At 65.1% G+C, this 21,954-nt stretch carries 21 protein-coding genes and 1 tRNA gene; 19 read left to right on the top strand and 3 right to left on the bottom strand.

What is annotated here, in order from left to right:
- Positions 1-222: 222 nt before the first annotated feature.
- Positions 223-1,767 (top strand): 2-isopropylmalate synthase, encoded by a 1,545-nt coding sequence (locus tag CFB49_RS12445; protein ID WP_069618155.1) that lies wholly within the window; start codon positions 223-225, stop codon positions 1,765-1,767.
- A gap of 74 nt (positions 1,768-1,841) precedes the next feature.
- On the opposite strand, the gene CFB49_RS12440 is transcribed toward CFB49_RS12445, so the two are convergent.
- The 3 genes from CFB49_RS12440 to CFB49_RS12430 form a co-directional block, all read right to left on the bottom strand.
- Complete coding sequence (locus tag CFB49_RS12440) at positions 1,842-3,392, bottom strand: SulP family inorganic anion transporter (RefSeq protein WP_069618156.1); 1,551 nt, start codon at positions 3,390-3,392, stop codon at positions 1,842-1,844.
- Positions 3,393-3,433: 41 nt separating this feature from the next.
- Entirely contained in the window at positions 3,434-4,075 is a 642-nt protein-coding gene (locus CFB49_RS12435; RefSeq protein ID WP_089435394.1) for a carbonic anhydrase, read from the bottom strand.
- 382 nt (positions 4,076-4,457) lie between these two features.
- The gene (locus tag CFB49_RS12430) at positions 4,458-4,970 is read right to left on the bottom strand and encodes a hypothetical protein (RefSeq protein ID WP_089435393.1); all 513 of its coding nucleotides are present in this window, start codon (positions 4,968-4,970) and stop codon (positions 4,458-4,460) included.
- Positions 4,971-5,136: 166 nt separating this feature from the next.
- On the opposite strand from CFB49_RS12430, the gene CFB49_RS12425 reads away from it, so the two are divergent.
- From CFB49_RS12425 to nuoK, 18 genes are all read left to right on the top strand, one after another.
- On the top strand, positions 5,137-6,396 hold the full coding sequence (locus CFB49_RS12425; RefSeq protein ID WP_089491492.1) for a branched-chain amino acid ABC transporter substrate-binding protein: 1,260 nt from the start codon (positions 5,137-5,139) through the stop codon (positions 6,394-6,396).
- 107 nt (positions 6,397-6,503) lie between these two features.
- Positions 6,504-6,773 carry a 30S ribosomal protein S15 gene (rpsO, locus tag CFB49_RS12420; protein WP_006398792.1) on the top strand — a complete coding sequence of 90 codons (270 nt, stop codon included), beginning with the start codon at positions 6,504-6,506 and terminating at the stop codon, positions 6,771-6,773.
- 290 nt (positions 6,774-7,063) lie between these two features.
- Positions 7,064-9,211, top strand: a complete 2,148-nt coding sequence (gene pnp, locus CFB49_RS12415) for a polyribonucleotide nucleotidyltransferase (RefSeq protein ID WP_050016459.1) — start codon at positions 7,064-7,066, stop codon at positions 9,209-9,211.
- Between the two features lie 149 nt (positions 9,212-9,360).
- Positions 9,361-10,380: an NAD(P)H-quinone oxidoreductase gene (locus tag CFB49_RS12410; protein ID WP_089491491.1), complete on the top strand. Its 1,020-nt coding sequence runs from the start codon at positions 9,361-9,363 to the stop codon at positions 10,378-10,380.
- Positions 10,381-10,521: 141 nt separating this feature from the next.
- Positions 10,522-11,277, top strand: coding sequence for a triose-phosphate isomerase (gene tpiA, locus CFB49_RS12405; protein WP_069618162.1), 756 nt, complete (start codon positions 10,522-10,524; stop codon positions 11,275-11,277).
- A gap of 72 nt (positions 11,278-11,349) precedes the next feature.
- The gene (secG, locus tag CFB49_RS12400; protein WP_089491490.1) at positions 11,350-11,742 is read left to right on the top strand and encodes a preprotein translocase subunit SecG; all 393 of its coding nucleotides are present in this window, start codon (positions 11,350-11,352) and stop codon (positions 11,740-11,742) included.
- A 110-nt stretch (positions 11,743-11,852) separates the two neighbouring features.
- Positions 11,853-11,937 (top strand) — tRNA-Leu (locus tag CFB49_RS12395).
- A 153-nt stretch (positions 11,938-12,090) separates the two neighbouring features.
- Positions 12,091-12,450, top strand: coding sequence for an NADH-quinone oxidoreductase subunit A (locus tag CFB49_RS12390; RefSeq protein ID WP_006398798.1), 360 nt, complete (start codon positions 12,091-12,093; stop codon positions 12,448-12,450).
- Between the two features lie 62 nt (positions 12,451-12,512).
- Positions 12,513-12,992, top strand: coding sequence for a NuoB/complex I 20 kDa subunit family protein (locus tag CFB49_RS12385; RefSeq protein ID WP_006398799.1), 480 nt, complete (start codon positions 12,513-12,515; stop codon positions 12,990-12,992).
- 21 nt (positions 12,993-13,013) lie between these two features.
- Positions 13,014-13,616 carry an NADH-quinone oxidoreductase subunit C gene (locus CFB49_RS12380; RefSeq protein WP_034207966.1) on the top strand — a complete coding sequence of 201 codons (603 nt, stop codon included), beginning with the start codon at positions 13,014-13,016 and terminating at the stop codon, positions 13,614-13,616.
- A gap of 9 nt (positions 13,617-13,625) precedes the next feature.
- On the top strand, positions 13,626-14,879 hold the full coding sequence (locus CFB49_RS12375; protein ID WP_009694120.1) for an NADH-quinone oxidoreductase subunit D: 1,254 nt from the start codon (positions 13,626-13,628) through the stop codon (positions 14,877-14,879).
- A gap of 184 nt (positions 14,880-15,063) precedes the next feature.
- Positions 15,064-15,549: an NADH-quinone oxidoreductase subunit NuoE gene (nuoE, locus tag CFB49_RS12370; protein ID WP_006478266.1), complete on the top strand. Its 486-nt coding sequence runs from the start codon at positions 15,064-15,066 to the stop codon at positions 15,547-15,549.
- The gene (gene nuoF / locus CFB49_RS12365) at positions 15,546-16,868 is read left to right on the top strand and encodes an NADH-quinone oxidoreductase subunit NuoF (protein ID WP_017331620.1); all 1,323 of its coding nucleotides are present in this window, start codon (positions 15,546-15,548) and stop codon (positions 16,866-16,868) included. The genes nuoE and nuoF overlap by 4 nt, the downstream gene beginning before the upstream one ends.
- A gap of 85 nt (positions 16,869-16,953) precedes the next feature.
- A complete protein-coding gene (gene nuoG, locus CFB49_RS12360; protein ID WP_069618165.1) occupies positions 16,954-19,284 on the top strand; it encodes an NADH-quinone oxidoreductase subunit NuoG in 2,331 nt (776 codons plus the stop codon).
- Positions 19,285-20,352, top strand: a complete 1,068-nt coding sequence (gene nuoH / locus CFB49_RS12355) for an NADH-quinone oxidoreductase subunit NuoH (protein WP_069618166.1) — start codon at positions 19,285-19,287, stop codon at positions 20,350-20,352. It begins immediately after the preceding gene.
- Between the two features lie 10 nt (positions 20,353-20,362).
- A complete protein-coding gene (nuoI, locus tag CFB49_RS12350; RefSeq protein WP_006484869.1) occupies positions 20,363-20,851 on the top strand; it encodes an NADH-quinone oxidoreductase subunit NuoI in 489 nt (162 codons plus the stop codon).
- A 112-nt stretch (positions 20,852-20,963) separates the two neighbouring features.
- Positions 20,964-21,614: an NADH-quinone oxidoreductase subunit J gene (locus tag CFB49_RS12345; protein WP_011545812.1), complete on the top strand. Its 651-nt coding sequence runs from the start codon at positions 20,964-20,966 to the stop codon at positions 21,612-21,614.
- An 18-nt stretch (positions 21,615-21,632) separates the two neighbouring features.
- Positions 21,633-21,938 carry an NADH-quinone oxidoreductase subunit NuoK gene (nuoK, locus tag CFB49_RS12340; protein ID WP_089491489.1) on the top strand — a complete coding sequence of 102 codons (306 nt, stop codon included), beginning with the start codon at positions 21,633-21,635 and terminating at the stop codon, positions 21,936-21,938.
- The last annotated feature ends 16 nt before the right edge of the window (positions 21,939-21,954 follow it).

The following is a 21,954-nucleotide window of genomic DNA, read 5'->3' as shown; positions in this document are numbered from 1 at the left end:
ATTGCGCGGCCAACGGAATGTCGCTATAGTCTTTGGCATGACTGCATTTCCCCGCCTCTCCCTCCTTCTAGCCGGTGCGCCGCTACGCGCGCTAGCATTGGCGCGCCTGCCGCGCTGACCGTTCTCGCCCTCCGTCTCAAGCCTCGTCTGTTGTTGAGCGTCGCCAGCGGTGGCGCGATCTCATTACGTTTGACTTCCGTATAAAGAGCCCTGGAGCCCCCCATGACAGACAAGCTGATCATTTTCGATACGACGTTGCGCGACGGCGAGCAATCGCCGGGTGCGTCGATGACGAAGGAAGAGAAAATCCGCATCGCCAAGCACCTCGAGCGGATGAAGGTCGACGTGATCGAGGCCGGCTTCGCCGCCAGCTCGAACGGCGATTTCGACGCGATCCACACGATCGCCGGTCTCGTGAAGGACAGCACGATCTGCTCGCTGGCGCGGGCCAACGACAAGGACATCCAGCGCGCCGCTGACGCGCTGAAGCCGGCCAACAGCTCGCGGATCCACACGTTCATCGCGACGTCGCCGCTGCACATGGAGAAGAAGCTGCGGATGACGCCCGACCAGGTGTTCGAGCAGGCGCGTCTCGCGGTGCGTTTCGCGCGCAAGTTCACCGATAACGTCGAGTTCTCGCCGGAAGACGGCAGCCGTTCGGACCTCGACTTCCTGTGCCGCGTGCTGGAAGCCGTGATCGCCGAAGGCGCGACGACGATCAATATCGCCGACACGGTCGGCTATGGCGTGCCGGAACTCTACGGCAACCTCGTGAAGACGCTGCGCGAACGCATTCCGAACTCGGACAAGGCGATCTTCTCGGTGCATTGCCACAACGACCTCGGGATGGCGGTCGCGAACTCGCTCGCGGGCGTGAAGATTGGCGGTGCGCGCCAGATCGAGTGCACGATCAACGGCCTCGGCGAGCGCGCGGGCAACACGTCGCTTGAAGAAATCGTGATGGCCGTGAAGACGCGCAAGGACTACTTCGGCCTCGACGTCGGCATCGACACCACGCAGATCGTGCCGACGTCGAAGCTCGTGTCGCAGATCACCGGTTTCGTCGTGCAGCCGAACAAGGCAGTGGTCGGCGCGAACGCGTTCGCGCACGCGTCGGGCATTCACCAGGACGGCGTGCTGAAGGCGCGCGACACCTACGAGATCATGCGCGCGGAAGACGTGGGCTGGACCGCGAACAAGATCGTGCTCGGCAAGCTGTCGGGCCGCAACGCGTTCAAGCAGCGCCTGCAGGAACTCGGCGTATCGCTCGACAGCGAAGCCGAATTGAATGCCGCGTTCATGCGCTTCAAGGATCTGGCCGACCGCAAGGCGGAGATCTTCGACGAGGACATCATCGCGATCGTGTCCGAGGAATCGGCGCTCGCGCAGGAGCAGGAGCACTTCAAGTTCGTGTCGCTGTCGCAGCGTTCGGAAACGGGCGAGCAGCCGCAGGCGAAGGTCGTGTTCGCGGTCGAAGGCAAGGAAGTGACCGGCGAGGCCCGCGGCAATGGCCCGGTCGATGCGACGTTCAACGCGATCGAGGGCGAAGTCGGCAGCGGGTCCGAGCTGCTGTTGTATTCGGTGAACGCGATCACGACCGGCACGCAGGCGCAGGGCGAAGTGACGGTCCGGCTGTCGAAGAGCGGGCGGATCGTCAACGGCGTCGGCACCGATCCGGATATCGTCGCCGCGTCCGCGAAGGCGTACATTTCCGCGCTGAACAAGCTGCACTCGAAGGACGACAAGGTCAACCCGCAGCGTTCGTAAGCGCCGCGCGCATGACGTAGCCCCGAAACGCCCCGTGCGGCCCTGCGCCGCCGGGGCGTTTTTTCATTGGCCGCTCATTCGGCGGCCGGCGCGCGGAACAGCCAGCGGCGTGCCGCCGCGCGTGCCGCCGGCTGGCGACGGCGGAACTCGACCGCGATCCCGCGCCGCGGCGCATCGGCGACGAACGCATCGAGCAGCTCGAGCACGTCGTGATCGATGTAGTCGGCGCGCGTCGCATCGATGATCACCGCCGCCCGGTCCGGAATGTGCCGCAGGTGGTGCTTGACCTGCACCTTGCCCAGAAACGACACGTCCTTGCGGAACGACAGCAGGAAGTGGTCGTCATGCTGCGCGAGCGTGACGGGGCTCTTCAGGTTCGCGACGGCGACGGCCAGCACGCTGCACGCGAGGCCGAGCGCGATGCCGAACAGCAGATCGACTGCGAGCACGCCGACGATCGTCGCGGCGAACGGCGCGAACGCGGCCGGGCCTTGCTTCATCACCGAGCGGAACAGCGCCGGTTTCGCGAGCTTCAGACCGGTGTGGATCAGGATCGCGGCCAGGCTCGCGAGCGGGATCAGGTTGATCAGGCCGGTGAGCGCGAACACGCTCGCGAGCAGCAGGATCCCGTGCACGATCGCGGACATCCGGCTTTGCGCGCCGGCGTTGACGTTGGCCGAACTGCGCACGATCACCGACGTGATCGGCAGGCCGCCGACCGCGCCCGCGACCAGATTGCCGACGCCCTGGGCCTTCAGTTCCCGATCGGGTTGCGTCGGCCGCCGCTTCGGATCGATCTGTTCGACTGCTTCGAGGCACAGCAGCGTCTCGAGGCTCGCGACGACCGCGAGCGTGATCGCAACCCGCCAGACGTCCGGATTGACCAGGTGCGCGAAGTTCGGACCGAGTTCCGCATGCTTGAGCGATGCCGCGAGCGCCGCGAACGAGTCGAATTCGGGCAGCGTGACGCGATGTGCGGCGCCCGGTGCGGCCGCCGGTGCGACCATGCCGAGCACGAGCGTCGCGCCGATGCCGAGCACGACGACCGCAAGCGGGGCGGGTACCGAACGTACCCATGCGAAGCGCTTGAGTGCCGGCGTGTCCCACGCGATCAGCAGCGCCAGCGACGCAAGCGCGATCGCCGTGGCGGCCCATGCGGTCGGCTGCGCCAGCCAGTTCGCAAACGATTGCGAGGCCGTGCCGCCGATGCCGAATGCGAACGGAACCTGCTTCACGATCAGCAGCAGGCCAATCGCGGCGAGCATGCCCTTGATGACGGGCGACGGCACGTAGGCGGCGAAGCGGCCGGCACGCAGCATGCCGAAGCCGAATTGCAGCACGCCGGACAGCAGCACCGCGAGCAGGAACGCGGAGAAGCTGCCGAGTTGCGCGATGCCTTCGACGACGATCACGACGAGGCCGGCGGCCGGCCCGCTGACGGACAACGAGGACCCGCTCAGCAGCGCGACGACGATGCCGCCGACGATGCCGGACACGAGCCCGGCGAATGGTTCGACGCCGGAGGCATTGGCGATGCCGAGACAGAGCGGCAGCGCGACGAGGAAAACGACGATGCCGGCGACGATGTCGCGCGGCAGGGTGGACAGGCGCTCGTTCAGTTTCATGGTTGGGCGGTTTCGTTGGCGTGGAGGAGGCAGGGCGCGGGTCAACCGAGCGCGGCGGCGGCAGCAACGGGCTCGGGCTCGGCTTCGGCCGGCGGTGCTGCATAGCCGGAATCGAGCTCCTTCAGGCGGCCGTCGGCGAGCGAAAAGATCCAGCCGTGCACGAGCGGCGGCCGTTCGCGGCCGCGCACGATCGGCGACGCGCGCAGCAGCCGCACCTGCTCGAGCACGTTCAGCTCGGCGAGGCGATCGGCGGCGGCCAGGTCGTCGAGCCCGTCGAGCGTGTCGCGATGGCGCCGCGCGAGCGCGCAGAGCGGCGCGATGCGGCGCGCGACGTGCGGCAGGTCGGCGGGGGGCGGCAGCAGCGATGCGCGCACGCCGCCGCACCCGTAGTGACCGCACACGATCACGTGGTCGACCTTCAGCACCCGCACTGCGTACTCGAGCACGCTGGCGGAATTGTCGTCGTCCGGTTGGAACAGGTTCGCGATGTTGCGATGGACGAACAGCTCGCCGGGCGCGCAGTGCGTGATGGTTTCGGCCGGCACGCGGCTGTCGGCGCAGCCGATCCACAGTACGCGCGGGTTCTGGCCGCGCGCGAGCGCGTCGAAGAAGCCGGGCGCGTGTTCGCGCGTCTCGCGGGCCCAGGCAATGTTGGCAACCAGCATGCTCTTGGGGCGGTTCATGAGGACTCCTTTATGAACAAGGCGAATAAATATCGATCGAAATGGCGTACCGACATTCTTTCTAAGTTGAAAGGTTCGATTTCGACTGATATTAGGGGTATGCCCTAGCACTCCGGGTGGGTTGAAACAAATTGTTTCAAATTGACTGGGCGTAGTGCATTGCATGCACCAGCGAGACGCATGAGATGCGCGGGGTATGCTTGTTTATGCGCAGGCGCCGCATGACGGGAGGTTCAGGGTATTGCCATCGAAACGTTAATGATCGGAAAAGTTTTCCGTCTTATTCGTGAAATTAAATAAGGCGACGGAAAAAATGAAATGGCCATTCACGCAATTATTCGTGAATGGCCATTGCGACAATTGCGCGTCAATGCGCAATCGGTCAGAACAGATTGCGGCGATCGGGATCGTGCAGCGGATCCGGCGTTTTCTGCGTGGTGCGCAGGATGCCCTGCGGATCGAAGTAGAAGCTGTACATCATGTACCAGACGTTGTCCTCGAGATACCGGTACGTCCACACCTCGCGCTTCATCAGCGGAAAGTAGGAGGTCTCGACCGGGCGTCCGAAATTGACGAGGACGTCGGTCTTCGTCCACTTGCCGATCTCCGCGCGATAGAACTCGCTCGGCTGCAGCACCTGGCGCACGTTGACGATCCGGTGGGCCGCGTCGACGTCGGCCGCGACCGTGATCTCGCCCATCGGCTGGGTCGGCCACATCAGGCGCTTGCCGCCGCCCGGCAGGTCGTAGATCTCGCGCGGCGGGCCCATGCGCGCGACGATCGCCGATTCGTCCTGGCCGGCCTGGTATTGCTGCCACGGTTGCGCGCAACCGGCCAGCAGCGCGGCCGCGCAGGCGGCCAGCACCGGCAGGCGCGCGGGAATGCGAAAGCGCATCGGATTCTCCAGAACACGGAAACAAGTCCCGTTTTATCACGGACGGCGCGCGATCGCGCATCGGGCGGAAAAAATCGGTGCGGGTCGCGGGCCGTCGCGCTTGCGGGCGACGGGCGCGGCGGCCTATGATCCGCGCTTCTCGGGCAGATTGAAGGGCAGGTGGCCGATGCAGGGATGGAAGCGATGCGCGCTCGCGTGGAGCGCGGGGTGGATGCTGGTGTCGTCCGCGTTTGCCGGCGGCGAGCCGGTGCGGATCGCGCTGATCGAAGGGATGTCGGGCCCGTTCGCGAACGCGGGCGCGGCGGTCGAGCGCAACCTGCGCTTCGGCGTCGAGCAGGTCAACGCGGCGGGCGGCGTGAAGCTGCGCGACGGCGCGCATCCGCTCGAGCTCGTCGTGCTGGACAGCAAGGGTAGCCCGGAGGAGGCGCTCGTGCAGTTGCGCGCGGCCGCCGACCGGCATGTCGGCTTCGTCGCGCAGGGCAACAGCTCGGCCGTCGCGGCCGCGCTCGTCGAGGCGCTCGACAAGCTGAACGCACGCGATCCGGACAACCGGATGCTGTTCCTGAACTACTCGGCCGACGATCCGGCGCTGACCGGCGCGCGCTGCAGTTTCTGGCATTTCCGCTTCGATGCGCATGCCGGCATGCGGATGGCGGCGCTCGCGGACGTGATGGCGCGCGATCGGGCGCTGCGCAAGGTCTATCTGTTGAACCAGGACTACAGCTTCGGTCACGACGTCAGCACCCTCGCGCGGCAGGCGCTGGCCGCGCGGCGCCCGGACGTGACGATCGCCGGCGACGAATTCCATCCGATCGGCCGGATCAAGGATTTCTCGCCGTATATCGCGAAGATCCGTGCCAGCGGCGCGGACGCCGTCGTGACCGGCAACTGGGGCAACGACCTCACGCTGCTCGTGAAGGCGGCGCGCGAACAAGGGCTGAACGCGAAGTTCTATACGTTCTACGGCAACAGCCTCGGCGCGCCGGCGGCCTTGGGCGACGCGGGTGTCGGCCGCGTCGTGGCGGTGGCCGACTGGCACCCGAACGCGGGCGGCGCCCCGTCCGACGCGTTCTACCGCGCGTTCCGGACCCGTTTCCCTGCCGCGCAGGACGACTACCCGGTGCGGCGGATGAGCCAGATGATCCAGATGCTGGGCGCCGCGATGAGCCGCGCGGGGTCGGCCGACCCCGTCGCGGTCGCGCGTGCGCTCGAGGGGCTGTCGTTCGACGACGGCTTCCACGCGTCGCGGATGCGCGCGCAGGATCACCAGCTGATCCAGCCCCTTTACGTGATGGAAATGGACAAGGCCGGCACGCCGGGCGTGCGCTTCGACAACGAGGGGGCGGGCTACGGCTTCCGGACGGTGCTCGCGGTGCCGGCGCAACGCACGGAGATGCCGTCGACGTGCTCGATGACGCGCCCGTGACGGGAAGCGCCAAGAATGGCGCCGAGTTGTGCTACAATGCGCGCCGGTTGTAAGTCACGGCACGGCCATTCTTCCGTGTCCGCCTGTTCAGTTAGAAAGGAAATCACATGTCTGTTGCAGATATCAAGAAGTCGGAAGTCGTTGCTCAGTTCGCCCGCGGTACCAACGACACGGGGTCGCCCGAAGTCCAGGTCGCACTGCTGACCGCACGTATCGTCGAACTGACGGGTCACTTCAAGACCCACGCGAAGGATCACCACAGCCGCCGCGGCCTGCTGCGCATGGTGAGCCGCCGCCGCAAGCTGCTCGACTACCTCAAGGGCAAGGATGCCGACCGTTACCGCGCACTGATCGAGAAGCTGGGTCTGCGTAAGTAATCGAGGCGATTGCCGCCAGCAAGATGCCTGTGTCAGTCCGCTGATACAGGCATTTTGTTTTTGCGCGGTGCGTAGCGTCACACGCATCGCAGGCGGTCCCGCACGTTCGTACGGGGTCGCCGCCACGACCGATACCGGGGCAGGATTTGTGTCATTCCAGCGCGTCGCTGCATGAGCGCCGCGCTGGAATGGCATAAAAAACACACCTTGCTCCGGGTGATTCGGTCGGGACGCCGCCGCGCGGGAAGGCCGGCGCGGCGAATGAAATGCATGAATACAAAGGAGCAACCATGTCCATGTTCAACAAGGTCGTGAAGGAATTCCAATGGGGCCAGCACAAGGTGCGCCTCGAAACCGGTGAAGTCGCCCGCCAGGCGAGCGGCGCCGTGATCGTCGACGTCGAAGACACCGTCGTGCTGGCAACCGTCGTCGGCGCGAAGTCGGCGAAGCCGGGCCAGGATTTCTTCCCGCTGACCGTCGACTACCTCGAGAAGACCTACTCGGCCGGCAAGATCCCGGGCGGCTTCTTCCGCCGCGAAGGCCGTCCGTCGGAGCATGAAACGCTGACGTCGCGCCTGATCGACCGTCCGCTGCGCCCGCTGTTCCCGGAAGGCTTCTACAACGAAGTCCAGGTCGTGATCCACGTGCTGTCCGTGAACCCGGAAATCCCGGCGGACATCCCCGCGCTGATCGGCGCATCCGCCGCGCTCGCCGTGTCGGGCCTGCCGTTCAACGGCCCGGTCGGTGCCGCGCGCGTGGCGTACATCGACAACGCGTACGTGCTGAACCCGACGCGTGACCAGCTCAAGGCATCGAGCCTCGACCTCGTCGTCGCGGGTACGGAGCGCGCCGTGCTGATGGTCGAGTCGGAAGCCGATCAACTGTCGGAAGAAGTGATGCTGGGCGCCGTTGTGTTCGGCCACGAGCAGATGCAGATCGCGATCGACGCGATCCACGAACTGGTGCGCGACGGCGGCAAGCCCGAGTGGGACTGGCAGCCGGCGCCGAAGAACGAGGCGCTGATCGCACGCGTGACCGAGCTGGCGCAGAACGATCTGCTCGCCGCTTACCAGCTGCGCGACAAGCAGGCGCGTTCGGCGAAGCTGAAGGAAGTCTACGCGGCGACGTCGGCGAAGCTCGAGGAAGACGCGCTGGCGGCCGGTACGGTCGCGGCCGACAAGGCCACGGTCGGCAACGTGCTGTTCGACATCGAGGCGAAGATCGTCCGTTCGCAGATCCTGAACGGCGAGCCGCGCATCGACGGCCGCGACACGCGCACCGTGCGCCCGATCGAGATCCGCACCGGAGTGCTGCCGCGTACCCACGGCTCGGCGCTGTTCACGCGCGGCGAAACGCAGGCGCTGGTCGTCGCGACGCTCGGCACGAAGGGTGACGAGCAGATCATCGACGCGCTCGAAGGCGAATACCGCGAGCGCTTCATGCTCCACTACAACATGCCCCCGTTCGCGACCGGCGAAACGGGCCGCGTCGGCTCGCCGAAGCGTCGCGAAATCGGCCACGGCCGGCTGGCTAAGCGCGCGCTGGTCAAGTGCCTGCCGAGCGCCGACGAATTCGGCTACTCGATCCGCGTCGTGTCGGAAATCACCGAATCGAACGGTTCGTCGTCGATGGCGTCGGTGTGCGGCGGCTGCCTCGCGCTGATGGACGCCGGCGTGCCGATGAAGGCGCACGTCGCGGGTATCGCGATGGGCCTGATCCTCGAAGGCAACAAGTTCGCGGTGCTGACCGACATCCTCGGCGACGAAGATCACCTCGGCGACATGGACTTCAAGGTGGCCGGCACGGAGCAAGGCGTGACGGCGCTGCAGATGGACATCAAGATCCAGGGCATCACGAAGGAAATCATGCAGGTCGCGCTCGCGCAGGCGAAGGAAGGCCGCATGCACATCCTCGGCAAGATGACGTCGGCTGTGTCGGGTGCGAACACGCAACTGTCGGAATTCGCGCCGCGCATGATCACGGTCAAGATCAACCCGGAAAAGATCCGCGACGTGATCGGCAAGGGCGGTTCGGTGATCCGCGCGCTGACCGAAGAAACGGGCACGACGATCGACATCTCGGACGACGGCGTCGTGACGATCGCGAGCACGAGCAGCGAAGGCATGGCCGAAGCGAAGAAGCGCATCGAGCAGATCACCGCTGAAATCGAAGTCGGCCAGGTGTACGAAGGCACGGTGCTCAAGCTGCTCGATTTCGGCGCGATCGTGAACCTGCTGCCGGGCAAGGACGGCCTGCTGCACATCTCGGAAATCGTCAACGAGCGCGTGAAGGACATCAACGACTACCTGAAGGAAGGCCAGCAGGTGAAGGTCAAGGTGATCCAGACGGACGAGAAGGGCCGCGTGCGTCTGTCGGCCAAGGCGCTGCTGAATGAAGCAGCGGCGGCAGCGCAGTCGGATACGCCGCCGCAGCAGTAAGCGGACAGGCGGACCAACGGCCGGCAGTGCGAAAGCGTGCCGGCCGTTTTTTCTGTAGCATCGTTGTGCGGCGCAGCAGCGCCGGCGAGGCGCCCGCCGCCGTGCGCACGGGTGCGCCATCCGATTCCGATCCTGGAGCGATTTTCACCATGAAAGCCATCGAAATCACCGAATTCGGCGCCCCCGACGTGCTGAAGCTCGCGGAGCGTCCGCGCCCCGAACCGAAGCGCGGCGAGGTGCTGATCAAGGTGGCGGCTGCCGGCGTGAACCGGCCCGACGTGTTCCAGCGCAAGGGCGCCTATGCGCCGCCGCCGGGTGCGTCGGATCTGCCGGGCCTCGAGGTCGCGGGCGAGATCGTCGGCGGGGATGTGTCCGATGCGGCGTTGAACCCGTTCGGCCTGAAGCTCGGCGATCGCGTGTGCGCGCTGCTTGCGGGCGGCGGCTATGCCGAATACGCGGTCGCGCCGCTGCCGCAGTGCCTGCCGGTGCCGGAGGGCCTCACCGATATCGAGGCCGCATCGTTGCCCGAAACGTTTTTCACCGTGTGGAGCAACGTGTTCGACCGTGCGCGGCTCGGCGCGGGCGAGGGCGGCGAGCAGGAGACGCTGCTCGTGCAGGGCGGCTCCAGCGGCATCGGCGTGACGGCGATCCAGATCGCGCATGCGCTCGGTTTCCGCGTGTTCGCGACGGCCGGCACCGCCGACAAGTGCCGCGCGTGCGAGGCGCTTGGCGCGGAGCGCGCGATCGACTACAAGACCGAAGACTTCGTCGAAGTCGTGAAGTCGCTGACGCACGATCGCGGCGTCGACGTGATCCTCGACATGGTGGCGGGCTCGTACGTGCCGCGCGAGCTGTCCGCGCTCGCGGACGGCGGTCGTCTCGTGCTGATCGCGCTGCTCGGCGGCGCGAAGGCCGAGGTCAACCTGAGCGAGATCCTGCGCCGCCGGCTGACGGTGACGGGCTCGACGCTGCGCCCGCGCCCGGTCGAGTTCAAGGCACGCATCGCCGCGCAGTTGAAGGCGCGCGTGTGGCCGCTGCTGGCCGACGGTCGCATCAAGCCCGTGATTTATCGTGTGCTGCCGGCCGGCGACGCCGCGCAGGCGCATGCGCTGATGGAGAGCGGCGAGCACATCGGCAAGATCGTGCTCGATTGGGGCGCGAACGCGTGACGGCCCGCGCAGCGGCGCTTGACATACGCGGTTTGACCGGTTCAAGCCGCGCGCAGTAAAATCGCGGGTTTGCTTCGCCAGATCCAACCTGACGGCCGGGTTCCGGCACGTTAATGACAAGATAGTGACGAGACAGACACGATGTCGAAACAACGAACAAAGCGAGTGATCGGCAACTGGAAGATGCACGGCCGGCTGGCCGGCAACCAGGCGCTGCTGAGCGAAGTGGTGCAGGGTGCGGGCGCGGTGACGGCTGAAACGTCGATCGGCGTGTGCGTACCGTTCCCGTATCTCGCGCAGGTTCAGGCGCAACTCGGCGGGGGGCGTGTCGCGTTCGGTGCGCAGGACGTGTCCGCGCACGAGCAAGGCGCGTTCACCGGCGAGGTGGCGGCCGCGATGGTGGCGGAGTTCGGTGCGCAGTATGCGATCGTCGGCCATTCGGAGCGTCGCGCGTATCACGGCGAAAGCAGCGAGACGGTCGCCGCGAAAGCGCAACGCGCGCTCGCGGCAGGCCTCACGCCGGTCGTGTGCGTCGGCGAGACGCTCGACGAGCGCGAGTCGGGTGCGACCGAGCAGGTCGTCGGTGCGCAGCTCGACGCGGTGCTGGCCGTGCTGACGGCTGACGAAGCCGCCCGCATCGTCGTCGCGTACGAGCCGGTCTGGGCGATCGGTACGGGCAAGAGCGCGACGTCGGCGCAGGCGCAGGACGTGCACGCGTTCCTGCGTACGCGTCTCGCGGCGAAGGGGGCGGCGGACGTGTCCGTGCTGTACGGCGGCAGCGTGAAGCCGGACAACGCGGAAGAGCTGTTCGCGCAGCCGGACATCGACGGCGGCCTGATCGGCGGCGCGTCGCTGAAGGCGGAAGATTTCCTGGCGATCTGCCGGGCCGCGCGTTGAGCGGTCCGAGATCGAATTGAACCATGACGGCGGCCGGTCGGTCCGGTCGCCCGATCCAATCGGGTGGGTGTGATGCTGTTATTCAAGACGTTGATTATTGTGGTGCAGGTGCTGTCTGCGCTCGGTGTGATCGGGCTCGTGCTGCTGCAGCATGGCAAGGGTGCCGACATGGGCGCCGCGTTCGGCAGCGGCGCGTCGGGCAGCCTGTTCGGTGCGACGGGCTCGGCGAACTTCCTGTCGCGCACGACGGGCATTCTCGCGGCGATCTTCTTCGTCGCGACGCTCGCGCTGACGTACCTCGGTTCGTACAAGTCGACGCCGTCGGCAGGTGTGCTCGGCATGGCAGCGTCCGCGCCGGCATCGGCGCCCGCCGCATCGGCGCCCGCCGCATCGGCGCCGGCGGTCGCGGCGTCCGCTGCAGCCGGTTCGGCCGCAAGCGCGCCGGGCCAGGATGTCCCGAAATAAAAAGTTAATTTTTTTGCGGTTGTGCGTTGAACAAATCCTGAACTCGGGTTAGAATTTAATTCTTGAAGCGATTCGCGGGAACGAGCAGCACAACCCGAGTTGCATGCAGTGCCGACGTGGTGAAATTGGTAGACACGCTATCTTGAGGGGGTAGTGGCGAAAGCTGTGCGAGTTCGAGTCTCGCCGTCGGCACCAAAGTTACTCAATGCCAGCCGCTTCCAGTGGCTGGCATTTTTCATTTGTGGGGTGGGCTTGCGGTTGTCTTGCGATCGCCTGTACTCCGAAATGATTCCTTCCGCCGGAAGTGGTATTCTCCGGACGCTCAGAACCAACCGATAGAGGATTGCCTTGAACCTCGCAGCCTATTACCCCGTCTTGTTGTTCCTCCTCGTGGGCACTGGTTTAGGTATAGCGCTGGTCAGCATCGGCAAGCTCCTTGGTCCCAACAAGCCGGACGTCGAGAAGAACGCACCGTACGAGTGCGGCTTCGAGGCCTTTGAAGACGCCCGGATGAAGTTCGACGTTCGGTATTACCTCGTCGCCATCCTGTTCATCATCTTCGATCTCGAAACCGCATTCCTGTTCCCGTGGGGCGTCGCGCTCCGGGACATCGGCTGGCCGGGTTTCATCGCAATGATGATTTTTCTGCTCGAATTCCTGCTGGGCTTTGCCTATATCTGGAAGAAAGGCGGCCTCGACTGGGAGTGATGGGTTAATCGCCGGTTTGCATGGGCGGCCACGCTCGGTCGCTCGTCTGGAGTGGAAAGCAAATGAGTATCGAAGGGGTCTTGAAGGAAGGGTTTGTCACCACGACGGCTGACAAGCTGATCAACTGGACGCGTACCGGCTCGCTGTGGCCGATGACGTTCGGGCTCGCGTGTTGCGCCGTCGAGATGATGCATGCGGGCGCGGCCCGTTACGATCTGGACCGGTTCGGGGTCGTGTTCCGTCCGAGCCCGCGTCAGTCGGACGTGATGATCGTCGCCGGCACGCTGTGCAACAAGATGGCGCCTGCGCTGCGTCGCGTGTACGACCAGATGGCCGAGCCGCGCTGGGTGATCTCGATGGGGTCGTGCGCGAACGGCGGTGGCTACTACCACTACTCGTACTCGGTGGTCCGCGGCTGCGACCGGATCGTGCCGGTCGACGTCTACGTGCCGGGCTGTCCGCCCACGGCCGAGGCGCTGGTCTACGGCGTGATCCAGCTTCAGGCGAAGATCCGCCGCACCAATACCATCGCCCGTCAATAAAGCCCCGAGCGTCCCCTCAATATGGCAAGCAAAATCGAGACTCTCAAGGCAAACCTCGAAGCCGCGCTCGGCGCGCGCGTGGTGAGCCTCACCGAAGCGATCGGTGAACTGACGCTCGTCGTGAAGGCGAGCGATTACCTCGAAGTCGCAAAGACGCTGCGCGACGATCCGAAGCTCCGTTTCGAGCAACTGATCGACCTCTGCGGCGTCGACTACCAGACCTTCGGCGACGGCGCCTACGACGGCCCGCGCTTCGCGGCCGTGTCGCACCTGCTGTCGGTCACGAACAACTGGCGCCTGCGCCTGCGTGTGTTCGCGCCGGACGACGATCTGCCGATCGTGGCGTCGCTGGTCGACATCTGGACCTCGGCGAACTGGTACGAGCGCGAAGCGTTCGACCTGTACGGCATCGTGTTCGAAGGCCACCCCGACCTGCGCCGCATCCTCACCGACTACGGCTTCATCGGCCACCCGTTCCGCAAGGACTTCCCGGTGTCGGGCTACGTCGAAATGCGTTACGACCCGGAAGAGAAGCGGGTCGTGTACCAGCCGGTGACGATCGAGCCGCGCGAAATCACGCCGCGCGTGATCCGCGAGGATCGCTATGGCGGTCTGAAACATTAAGGGGGCGTCATGGCAGAAATCAAGAACTACACGCTCAACTTCGGCCCGCAGCACCCGGCAGCGCACGGCGTGCTGCGCCTCGTGCTCGAGCTCGACGGCGAAGTCATCCAGCGCGCCGATCCGCACATCGGCCTGCTGCACCGCGCGACGGAAAAGCTCGCGGAATCCAAGACCTTCATCCAGTCCGTGCCGTACATGGACCGTCTCGACTACGTGTCGATGATGGTCAACGAGCACGGCTACGTGCTCGCGATCGAAAAGCTGCTCGGCATCGACGTGCCGGAGCGCGCGCAGTACATCCGCGTGCTGTTCGACGAAATCACGCGCGTGCTGAACCACCTGATGTGGATCGGCGCGCACGCGCTCGACGTCGGCGCGATGGCCGTGTTCCTGTACGCGTTCCGCGAACGCGAAGACCTGATGGACGTGTACGAAGCGGTGTCCGGCGCCCGGATGCACGCGGCCTACTATCGTCCGGGTGGCGTCTACCGCGATCTGCCTGACGCAATGCCGCAATACAAGGCGTCGAAGATTCGCAACGAGAAGGCGCTCGCGAAGATGAACGAAGCGCGCAGCGGCTCGGTGCTCGACTTCATCGACGATTTCTTCACGCGCTTTCCGAAGTGCGTCGACGAATACGAAACGCTGCTGACCGACAACCGGATCTGGAAACAGCGTCTGGTCGGGATCGGCGTGGTGAGCCCGGAACGTGCGCTGCAGATGGGCCTGACGGGCCCGATGCTGCGCGGCTCGGGCATCGCGTGGGACCTGCGCAAGAAGCAGCCCTACGAAGTGTACGACCGGCTGGATTTCGACGTGCCGGTCGGCGTGAACGGCGATTGCTACGACCGCTATCTGGTGCGCGTCGAAGAAATGCGCCAGTCGATCCGCATCGCGAAACAGTGTATTGAGTGGCTCCGCAAGAATCCGGGCCCGGTGATGACGGACAATCACAAGGTTGCCCCGCCGTCGCGCGTCGGCATGAAGACCAACATGGAAGACTTGATCCACCATTTCAAGCTCTTCACCGAAGGTTTCCATGTGCCGGAAGGCGAAGCGTACGCGGCGGTCGAGCATCCGAAGGGCGAGTTCGGCATCTATCTCGTGTCGGATGGCGCCAACAAGCCGTATCGCCTCAAGATTCGCGCGCCGGGTTTCGCGCACCTGGCGTCGCTCGACGAAATGGCGCGCGGTCACATGATCGCCGACGCCGTCACGATCATCGGTACGCAGGACATCGTGTTCGGCGAAATCGATCGCTAATGGTTGCGCCGCTCGCGAGTGCGGGCGGCGAGCAGTCAGTCACACGCGGAGTCACAAGCGGTATGCGCCGAACCGGCGCGGCTTCGCAAGCTGTCAACAGAGTGAGCGCCAGGTCTGCCGTCCATGCACCCCAGTGTGCGGCAGGTTGTTCGTTCGGTAGGAATTGAAAGAGTCGTGTCTGAAAATGATCTCAGCTGAAGGCCTGAAGGAAATCGATCGAGCGTTGACGAAGTATCCCGCCGATCAGAAACAGTCCGCCGTGATGTCGGCGTTGGCCGTGGCTCAGGAAGAGCATGGCTGGCTGTCGCCCGAACTGATGCAGTTCGTCGCGGACTATCTCGGCATGCCGGCCGTCGCCGTGCAGGAAGTCGCGACGTTCTACACGATGTACGAGCTCAAACCGGTCGGCAAGCACAAGATCACGCTCTGCACGAACCTGCCGTGCCAGCTCGGCCCGCACGGCGGCGCGGAAGCGACTGCCGACTACCTGAAACAGAAGCTGGGCATCGGCTTCGGCGAGACCACGCCCGACGGCAAGTTCACGCTGAAGGAAGGCGAATGCATGGGCTCGTGCGGCGATGCGCCGGTGCTGCTGGTGAACAATCACAGAATGTGCAGCTTCATGAGCCGCGAGAAGATCGACCAGCTGCTTGAGGAGCTCTCGAAATGACGTCCCTCCACGACCGTCACATCAAACCGCTGATCCTCGCTGGTCTGAACGGCGAGAACTGGCACCTCGAAGACTACGTTGCGCGCGGCGGCTACAAGCAGCTGCGCCGCATTCTCGAAGAAAAGATTCCGCCCGAGCAGGTGATCGCCGACGTGAAGGCGTCGGGCCTGCGCGGCCGCGGCGGTGCGGGCTTCCCGACCGGCCTGAAGTGGAGCTTCATGCCGCGCCAGTTCCCGGGGCAGAAGTACCTCGTCTGCAACTCGGACGAAGGCGAACCGGGCACGTTCAAGGATCGCGACATCCTGCGCTGGAACCCGCACGCGCTGATCGAAGGCATGGCCATCGGCGCATACGCGATGGGCATCACCGTCGGCTACAACTACATCCACGGCGAGATCTTCGAAGTGTATCGACGCTTCGAAGCCGCGCTGGATGAAGCGCGCGCGGCCGGGTTCCTCGGCGACAACATCATGGGCTCGGAATTCTCGTTCCAGCTGCACGCGCACCACGGTTACGGCGCGTACATCTGCGGCGAGGAAACGGCGCTGCTCGAGTCGCTCGAAGGCAAGAAGGGCCAGCCGCGCTTCAAGCCGCCGTTCCCGGCGAGCTTCGGCGTGTACGGCAAGCCGACCACGATCAACAACACCGAGACGTTCGCCGCGGTGCCGTTCCTGCTGTCCATCGGGCCGCAGAATTACCTCGAGATCGGCAAGCCGAACAACGGCGGCACGAAGATTTTCTCGGTGTCGGGCGACGTCGAGCGTCCGGGCAACTACGAAGTGCCGCTCGGCACGCCGTTCGCGACGCTGATGGAGCTCGCCGGCGGGATGCGCGGCGGCAAGAAGATCAAGGCCGTGATTCCGGGCGGTTCGTCGGCGCCGGTGATTCCGGGCGACATCATGATGCAGACGGATCTCGACTACGATTCGATCGCGAAGGCGGGCTCGATGCTCGGTTCCGGCGCGGTGATCGTGATGGACGAGACGCGCTGCATGGTGCGCTCGCTGCTGCGCCTGTCGTACTTCTACTACGAGGAATCGTGCGGGCAGTGCACGCCGTGCCGTGAAGGCACCGGCTGGCTGTATCGCGTCGTGAACCGTATCGAGCACGGCGAAGGGCGGCAGGAAGATCTGGACCTGCTGAACTCGGTGGCCGAGAACATCATGGGCCGCACGATCTGTGCGCTCGGCGATGCGGCGGCGATGCCGGTGCGCGGGATGCTCAAGCACTACTGGGACGAATTCGCGTACCACGTCGAGCACAAGCATTGCATGGTCGGCGGTCACGCGCCGCATGTGGCTTCGGCTGCGGCGGCCTGAAGCGAAACACCCGGTTGCGGAATTTGAGCGCACGGTCGGGCGAACGCGCGAACGGGCGGAAATAGGTTAAGGACCATTCACCATCATGGTTGAACTTGAAATAGACGGCAAGAAGGTCGAGGTGCCCGAAGGCAGCATGGTGATCCAGGCTGCGCACAAGGCGGACACGTACATTCCTCACTTCTGCTATCACAAGAAACTGTCGGTCGCGGCCAACTGCCGGATGTGTCTCGTCGAAGTCGAGAAGATGCCGAAGGCCGTGCCTGCCTGCGCGACCCCCGTGTCGGCCGGCATGATCGTCCGCACGCAGTCCGACAAGGCCGTCAAGGCGCAGCAGTCGGTGATGGAATTCCTCCTCATCAATCACCCGCTCGATTGCCCGATCTGCGATCAGGGCGGCGAATGCCAGCTGCAGGATCTGGCGGTCGGCTACGGCAAGTCGTCGTCGCGCTACTCGGAAGAAAAGCGCGTGGTGTTCCACAAGAACGTGGGCCCGCTGATCTCGATGGAAGAAATGTCCCGCTGCATCCACTGCACGCGCTGCGTCCGCTTCGGCCAGGAGATCGCCGGCGTGATGGAGTTCGGCATGCTGGGCCGCGGCGAGCATTCGGAAATCACGACGTTCGTCGGCAAGACGGTCGACTCCGAACTGTCGGGCAACATGATCGACCTGTGCCCGGTCGGCGCGCTGACCAGCAAGCCGTTCCGCTACAGCGCCCGTACGTGGGAACTGTCGCGCCGCAAGTCGGTGAGCCCGCACGATTCCGTCGGCGCGAACCTCGTCGTGCAGGTGAAGAACAACCGCGTGATGCGCGTGCTGCCGTTCGAGAACGAAGCGATCAACGAATGCTGGATCTCGGACAAGGACCGCTTCTCGTATGAAGGCCTCAACAGCGAAGAGCGCTTGACGAAGCCGATGCTGAAGCAGGGCGGCCAGTGGATCGAAACCGACTGGCAAACCGCGCTCGAATACGTCGCGAAGGGCCTGAAGGGCATCGCCGCGGATCACGGCGCGAACGCGCTGGCGATGCTCGCGAGCGCGCACAGCACCGCGGAAGAGTTGTTCCTCGTGAAGCAGCTCGCCAGCGAACTGAAGACGCCGAACGTCGACTTCCGTCTGCGCCAGCAGGATTTCTCGGCGCCGGTCCAGGGCGCACCGTGGCTCGGGATGCCGATCGCCGACCTGTCGAACGTGGACGCCGCGTTCGTCGTCGGTTCGTTCCTGCGCCGCGACCACCCGCTGTTCGCATCGCGCCTGCGTCAGGCTGCGAAGAACGGCGCGAAGCTGCACTTCCTGCACGCGACCGGTGACGATGCACTGATCCCGACCGCGCAGCGCATCGTTGCTGCACCGTCCGCATGGCTCGACGAGCTGGCCGGCATCGCCGCCGCCGTCGCGCAACTGCGCGGCGTCGCGCTGCCCGACGCGCTGGCTGGCGTCACCGCATCGCCGGCCGCGCAAGCTGTCGCACAGTCGCTCGCGAACGGCGACCGCCGCGCGGTGCTGCTCGGCAACGTCGCGGTCCGTCATCCGCAATTCGCGAAGCTGCACGCCGTCGCGCAGTGGATCGCCGAGAACACCGGCGCCACGTTCGGCTTCCTGACGGAAGCGGCGAACACGGTCGGTGCGCACGTCGTGGGCGCACTGCCGGGCGAAGGCGGCCTGAATGCACGCGAAGCGTTCGCGCAGCCGCGCAAGGGCTACGTGCTGCTGAACGTCGAGCCGGAATTCGACACAGCCGATCCGGCACAGGCGCTGGCCGCGCTTAACCAGGCGGAGATGGTCGTCGTGATGTCGCCGTTCAAGCACGGCCTCGACTACGCCGACGTGCTGCTGCCGGTCGCGCCGTTCACGGAAACGGCCGGCACGTTCATCAACGCCGAAGGCACCGTGCAGAGCTTCAACGGCGTCGTGCGTCCGCTCGGCGACACGCGTCCGGGCTGGAAGGTGCTGCGCGTGCTCGGCAGCCTGCTCGGCCTGCCGAACTTCGAATACGAGACCGCGGAAGAAGTGCGTGTCGCCGCGCTCGGCGACGCCGGCGTCGCGGGCCGTCTGTCGAACCAGACGTCGGTCGCGCCGGTTCGCGCTGCGGCGAATGCCGCGAACGGCGGCTTCGAGCGCCTGGCCGATGTGCCGATCTATCACGCCGACGCGCTCGTGCGCCGTGCAGGTGCGCTGCACCTGACGGCCGCCGCGAAGGCGGCGAATGCCGCAGCCCTGCCGGCCGCGCTGTTCGACAAGCTGGGCTTGAAGGAAGGCGACGCGGTGCGCGTGCGCCAGGGCGAGCGTGCGGTGCAGTTGCCGGCCGTGCGCGACGCGAATCTTGCGGAGACGGTCGTTCGCGTGTCGGCGGCAACGCCTGCCGGCGCAGCGCTCGGCAGCCTGTCCGGTGAACTGGTGGTGGAGAAGGCGTAAATGAGCTTGTTCGATACGATCAACGCGGGCGGGTCCCAGCTTCTCGGCTTCGCATGGCCGACGGTATGGGCCGTCGTGCGCATCCTCGTCGTCTCCGTCGTCATCCTGCTGTGCGTCGCGTACCTGATTCTGTGGGAACGCAAGCTGATCGGCTGGATGCACGTGCGTCTCGGCCCGAACCGCGTCGGCCCCGGCGGCCTGCTGCAGCCGATCGCCGACGTGCTGAAGCTGCTGCTGAAGGAAGTCATCCAGCCGAGCGCCGCCAGCCGCTGGCTGTACCTGATCGCGCCGGTGATGACCGTCGTGCCGGCATTCGCCGTGTGGGCAGTGATCCCGTTCCAGGCCGAAGCCGTGCTCGCGAACGTGAACGCGGGCCTGCTGTACGCGATGGCGATCTCGTCGATCGGCGTGTACGCGGTGATTCTCGCCGGCTGGGCGTCGAACTCGAAGTACGCGTTCCTCGGTGCAATGCGCGCCGCGGCACAGATGGTGTCGTACGAAATCTCGATGGGCTTCGCGCTGGTGCTCGTGCTGATGACGGCCGGCAGCCTGAACCTGTCGGAAATCGTCGGTTCGCAACAGCACGGCTTCTTCGCCGGCCACGGCGTGAACTTCCTGTCGTGGAACTGGCTGCCGCTGCTGCCGGCGTTCGTCGTCTACTTCATCTCGGGCATCGCCGAAACGAACCGTCACCCGTTTGACGTGGTGGAAGGGGAGTCGGAGATCGTCGCGGGTCACATGATCGATTACTCGGGCATGGCGTTCGCGCTGTTCTTCCTCGCCGAGTACATCAACATGATCGTGATCTCGGCGCTGGCGGCGACGCTGTTCCTCGGCGGCTGGGACGCACCGTTCGAATTCCTGTCGTTCATCCCGGGCATCTTCTGGCTCGTGCTGAAGGTCTTCGCGCTGCTGTCGGTGTTCATCTGGGTGCGCGCGACGTTCCCGCGCTACCGTTACGACCAGATCATGCGTCTGGGCTGGAAGGTGTTCCTGCCCGTCACGGTGGTCTGGGTGGTCGTGGTCGGCTTCTGGATGATGTCGCCGCTGAACATCTGGGTGAAGTAAGGACGAAATCATGACGGCTATCCAACACTTCTTTAAGACCTTCTTCCTGACCGAGCTGCTGAAGGGGCTCGCGCTGACCGGTCGCTACACGTTCAAGCGCAAGTTCACCGTGCAGTTCCCGGAAGAGAAGACGCCGATTTCGCCGCGTTTTCGCGGGCTGCATGCACTACGCCGCTACGAGAACGGCGAAGAGCGCTGCATCGCGTGCAAGCTGTGCGAGGCCGTGTGCCCCGCGCTGGCGATCACGATCGAATCGGAAACGCGCGCCGACAACACGCGCCGCACCACGCGCTACGACATCGACCTGACGAAGTGCATCTTCTGCGGTTTCTGCGAAGAGAGCTGCCCGGTCGATTCGATCGTCGAGACGCAGATTCTCGAGTACCACGGCGAAAAGCGCGGCGACCTGTATTTCACGAAGGATATGCTGCTCGCGGTGGGCGATCGCTACGAGAAGGACATCGCCGCGGCGAAGGCTGCCGACGCGCCGTATCGTTGATTGTGTTTGCAGTGCCGGCCCGGCATGAACGATGAACGGGCCGAGCCGCCGCGACGGGTGCGGGCGTTCCGCAAGCCGCGCCTGACTATGGCCTAACGATGAACCGGTAATCATGGAATTCACGACCGTACTGTTCTACATCTTCGCGCTGCTCCTGGTGGTATCAGGGCTGAAGGTGATCACTTCGCGCAACCCGGTGGCGTCTGCGCTTTTCCTTGTGCTGGCGTTCTTCAACGCCGCCGCGATCTGGATGCTGCTCGAAGCGGAGTTCCTCGCGATCCTGCTGGTTCTGGTCTACGTGGGCGCGGTGATGGTGCTGTTCCTGTTCGTCGTGATGATGCTGGACATCAACATCGACTACCTGCGCCGCGACTTCAAGCGCTTCGTCCCGATGGCGACCGTGGTCGGCGCGATCATCGTGATCGAAACCGCGCTGATCCTGTGGCGCGGCTACGGCGACACGCACACCGTGCATGCGATGGCGACGGGCGAGATGGCCAACTGGTCGAATACGCGCCTGATCGGCAAGGTGATCTACACCGACTACATCTTCGCGTTCGAAATCGCCGGCCTCGTGCTGCTGGTCGCGATCATTGCCGCGATCGGGCTGACCGAGCGCAAGGGCAAGGACAGCAAGCGCCAGCGCGTGTCGGATCAGGTCAAGGTGCGTCGCAACGACCGCGTGCGCCTCGTGAAGATGGAAGCGGACAAGCCGCAGCCGGAGACGGCGCAGAGCGAAGCCGGTTCGGGCACCAACGGCTAAGCGGAGGAAAAGAAAACCATGCTGACTCTTGCTCACTACCTTGTGCTCGGCGCGATCCTGTTTGCGATCGCGATCGTCGGGATTTTCCTGAACCGCCGCAACGTCATCATCATCCTGATGTCGATCGAACTGATGCTGCTGGCGGTGAACACCAACTTCGTCGCGTTCTCGCATTACCTCGGCGACGCGCACGGCCAGATCTTCGTGTTCTTCGTGCTGACCGTCGCCGCAGCGGAAGCCGCGATCGGCCTCGCGATTCTGGTGACCCTGTTCCGTAAGCTCGACACGATCAATGTCGAGGATCTCGATCAGCTCAAAGGTTAATTTCAGGCAACGCTGT

It is taken from the genome of Burkholderia sp. AU17457 (genome assembly GCF_002223255.1).
Classification (GTDB): domain Bacteria; phylum Pseudomonadota; class Gammaproteobacteria; order Burkholderiales; family Burkholderiaceae; genus Burkholderia; species Burkholderia sola.
This window is presented reverse-complemented; position numbering and strand designations above follow the sequence as displayed.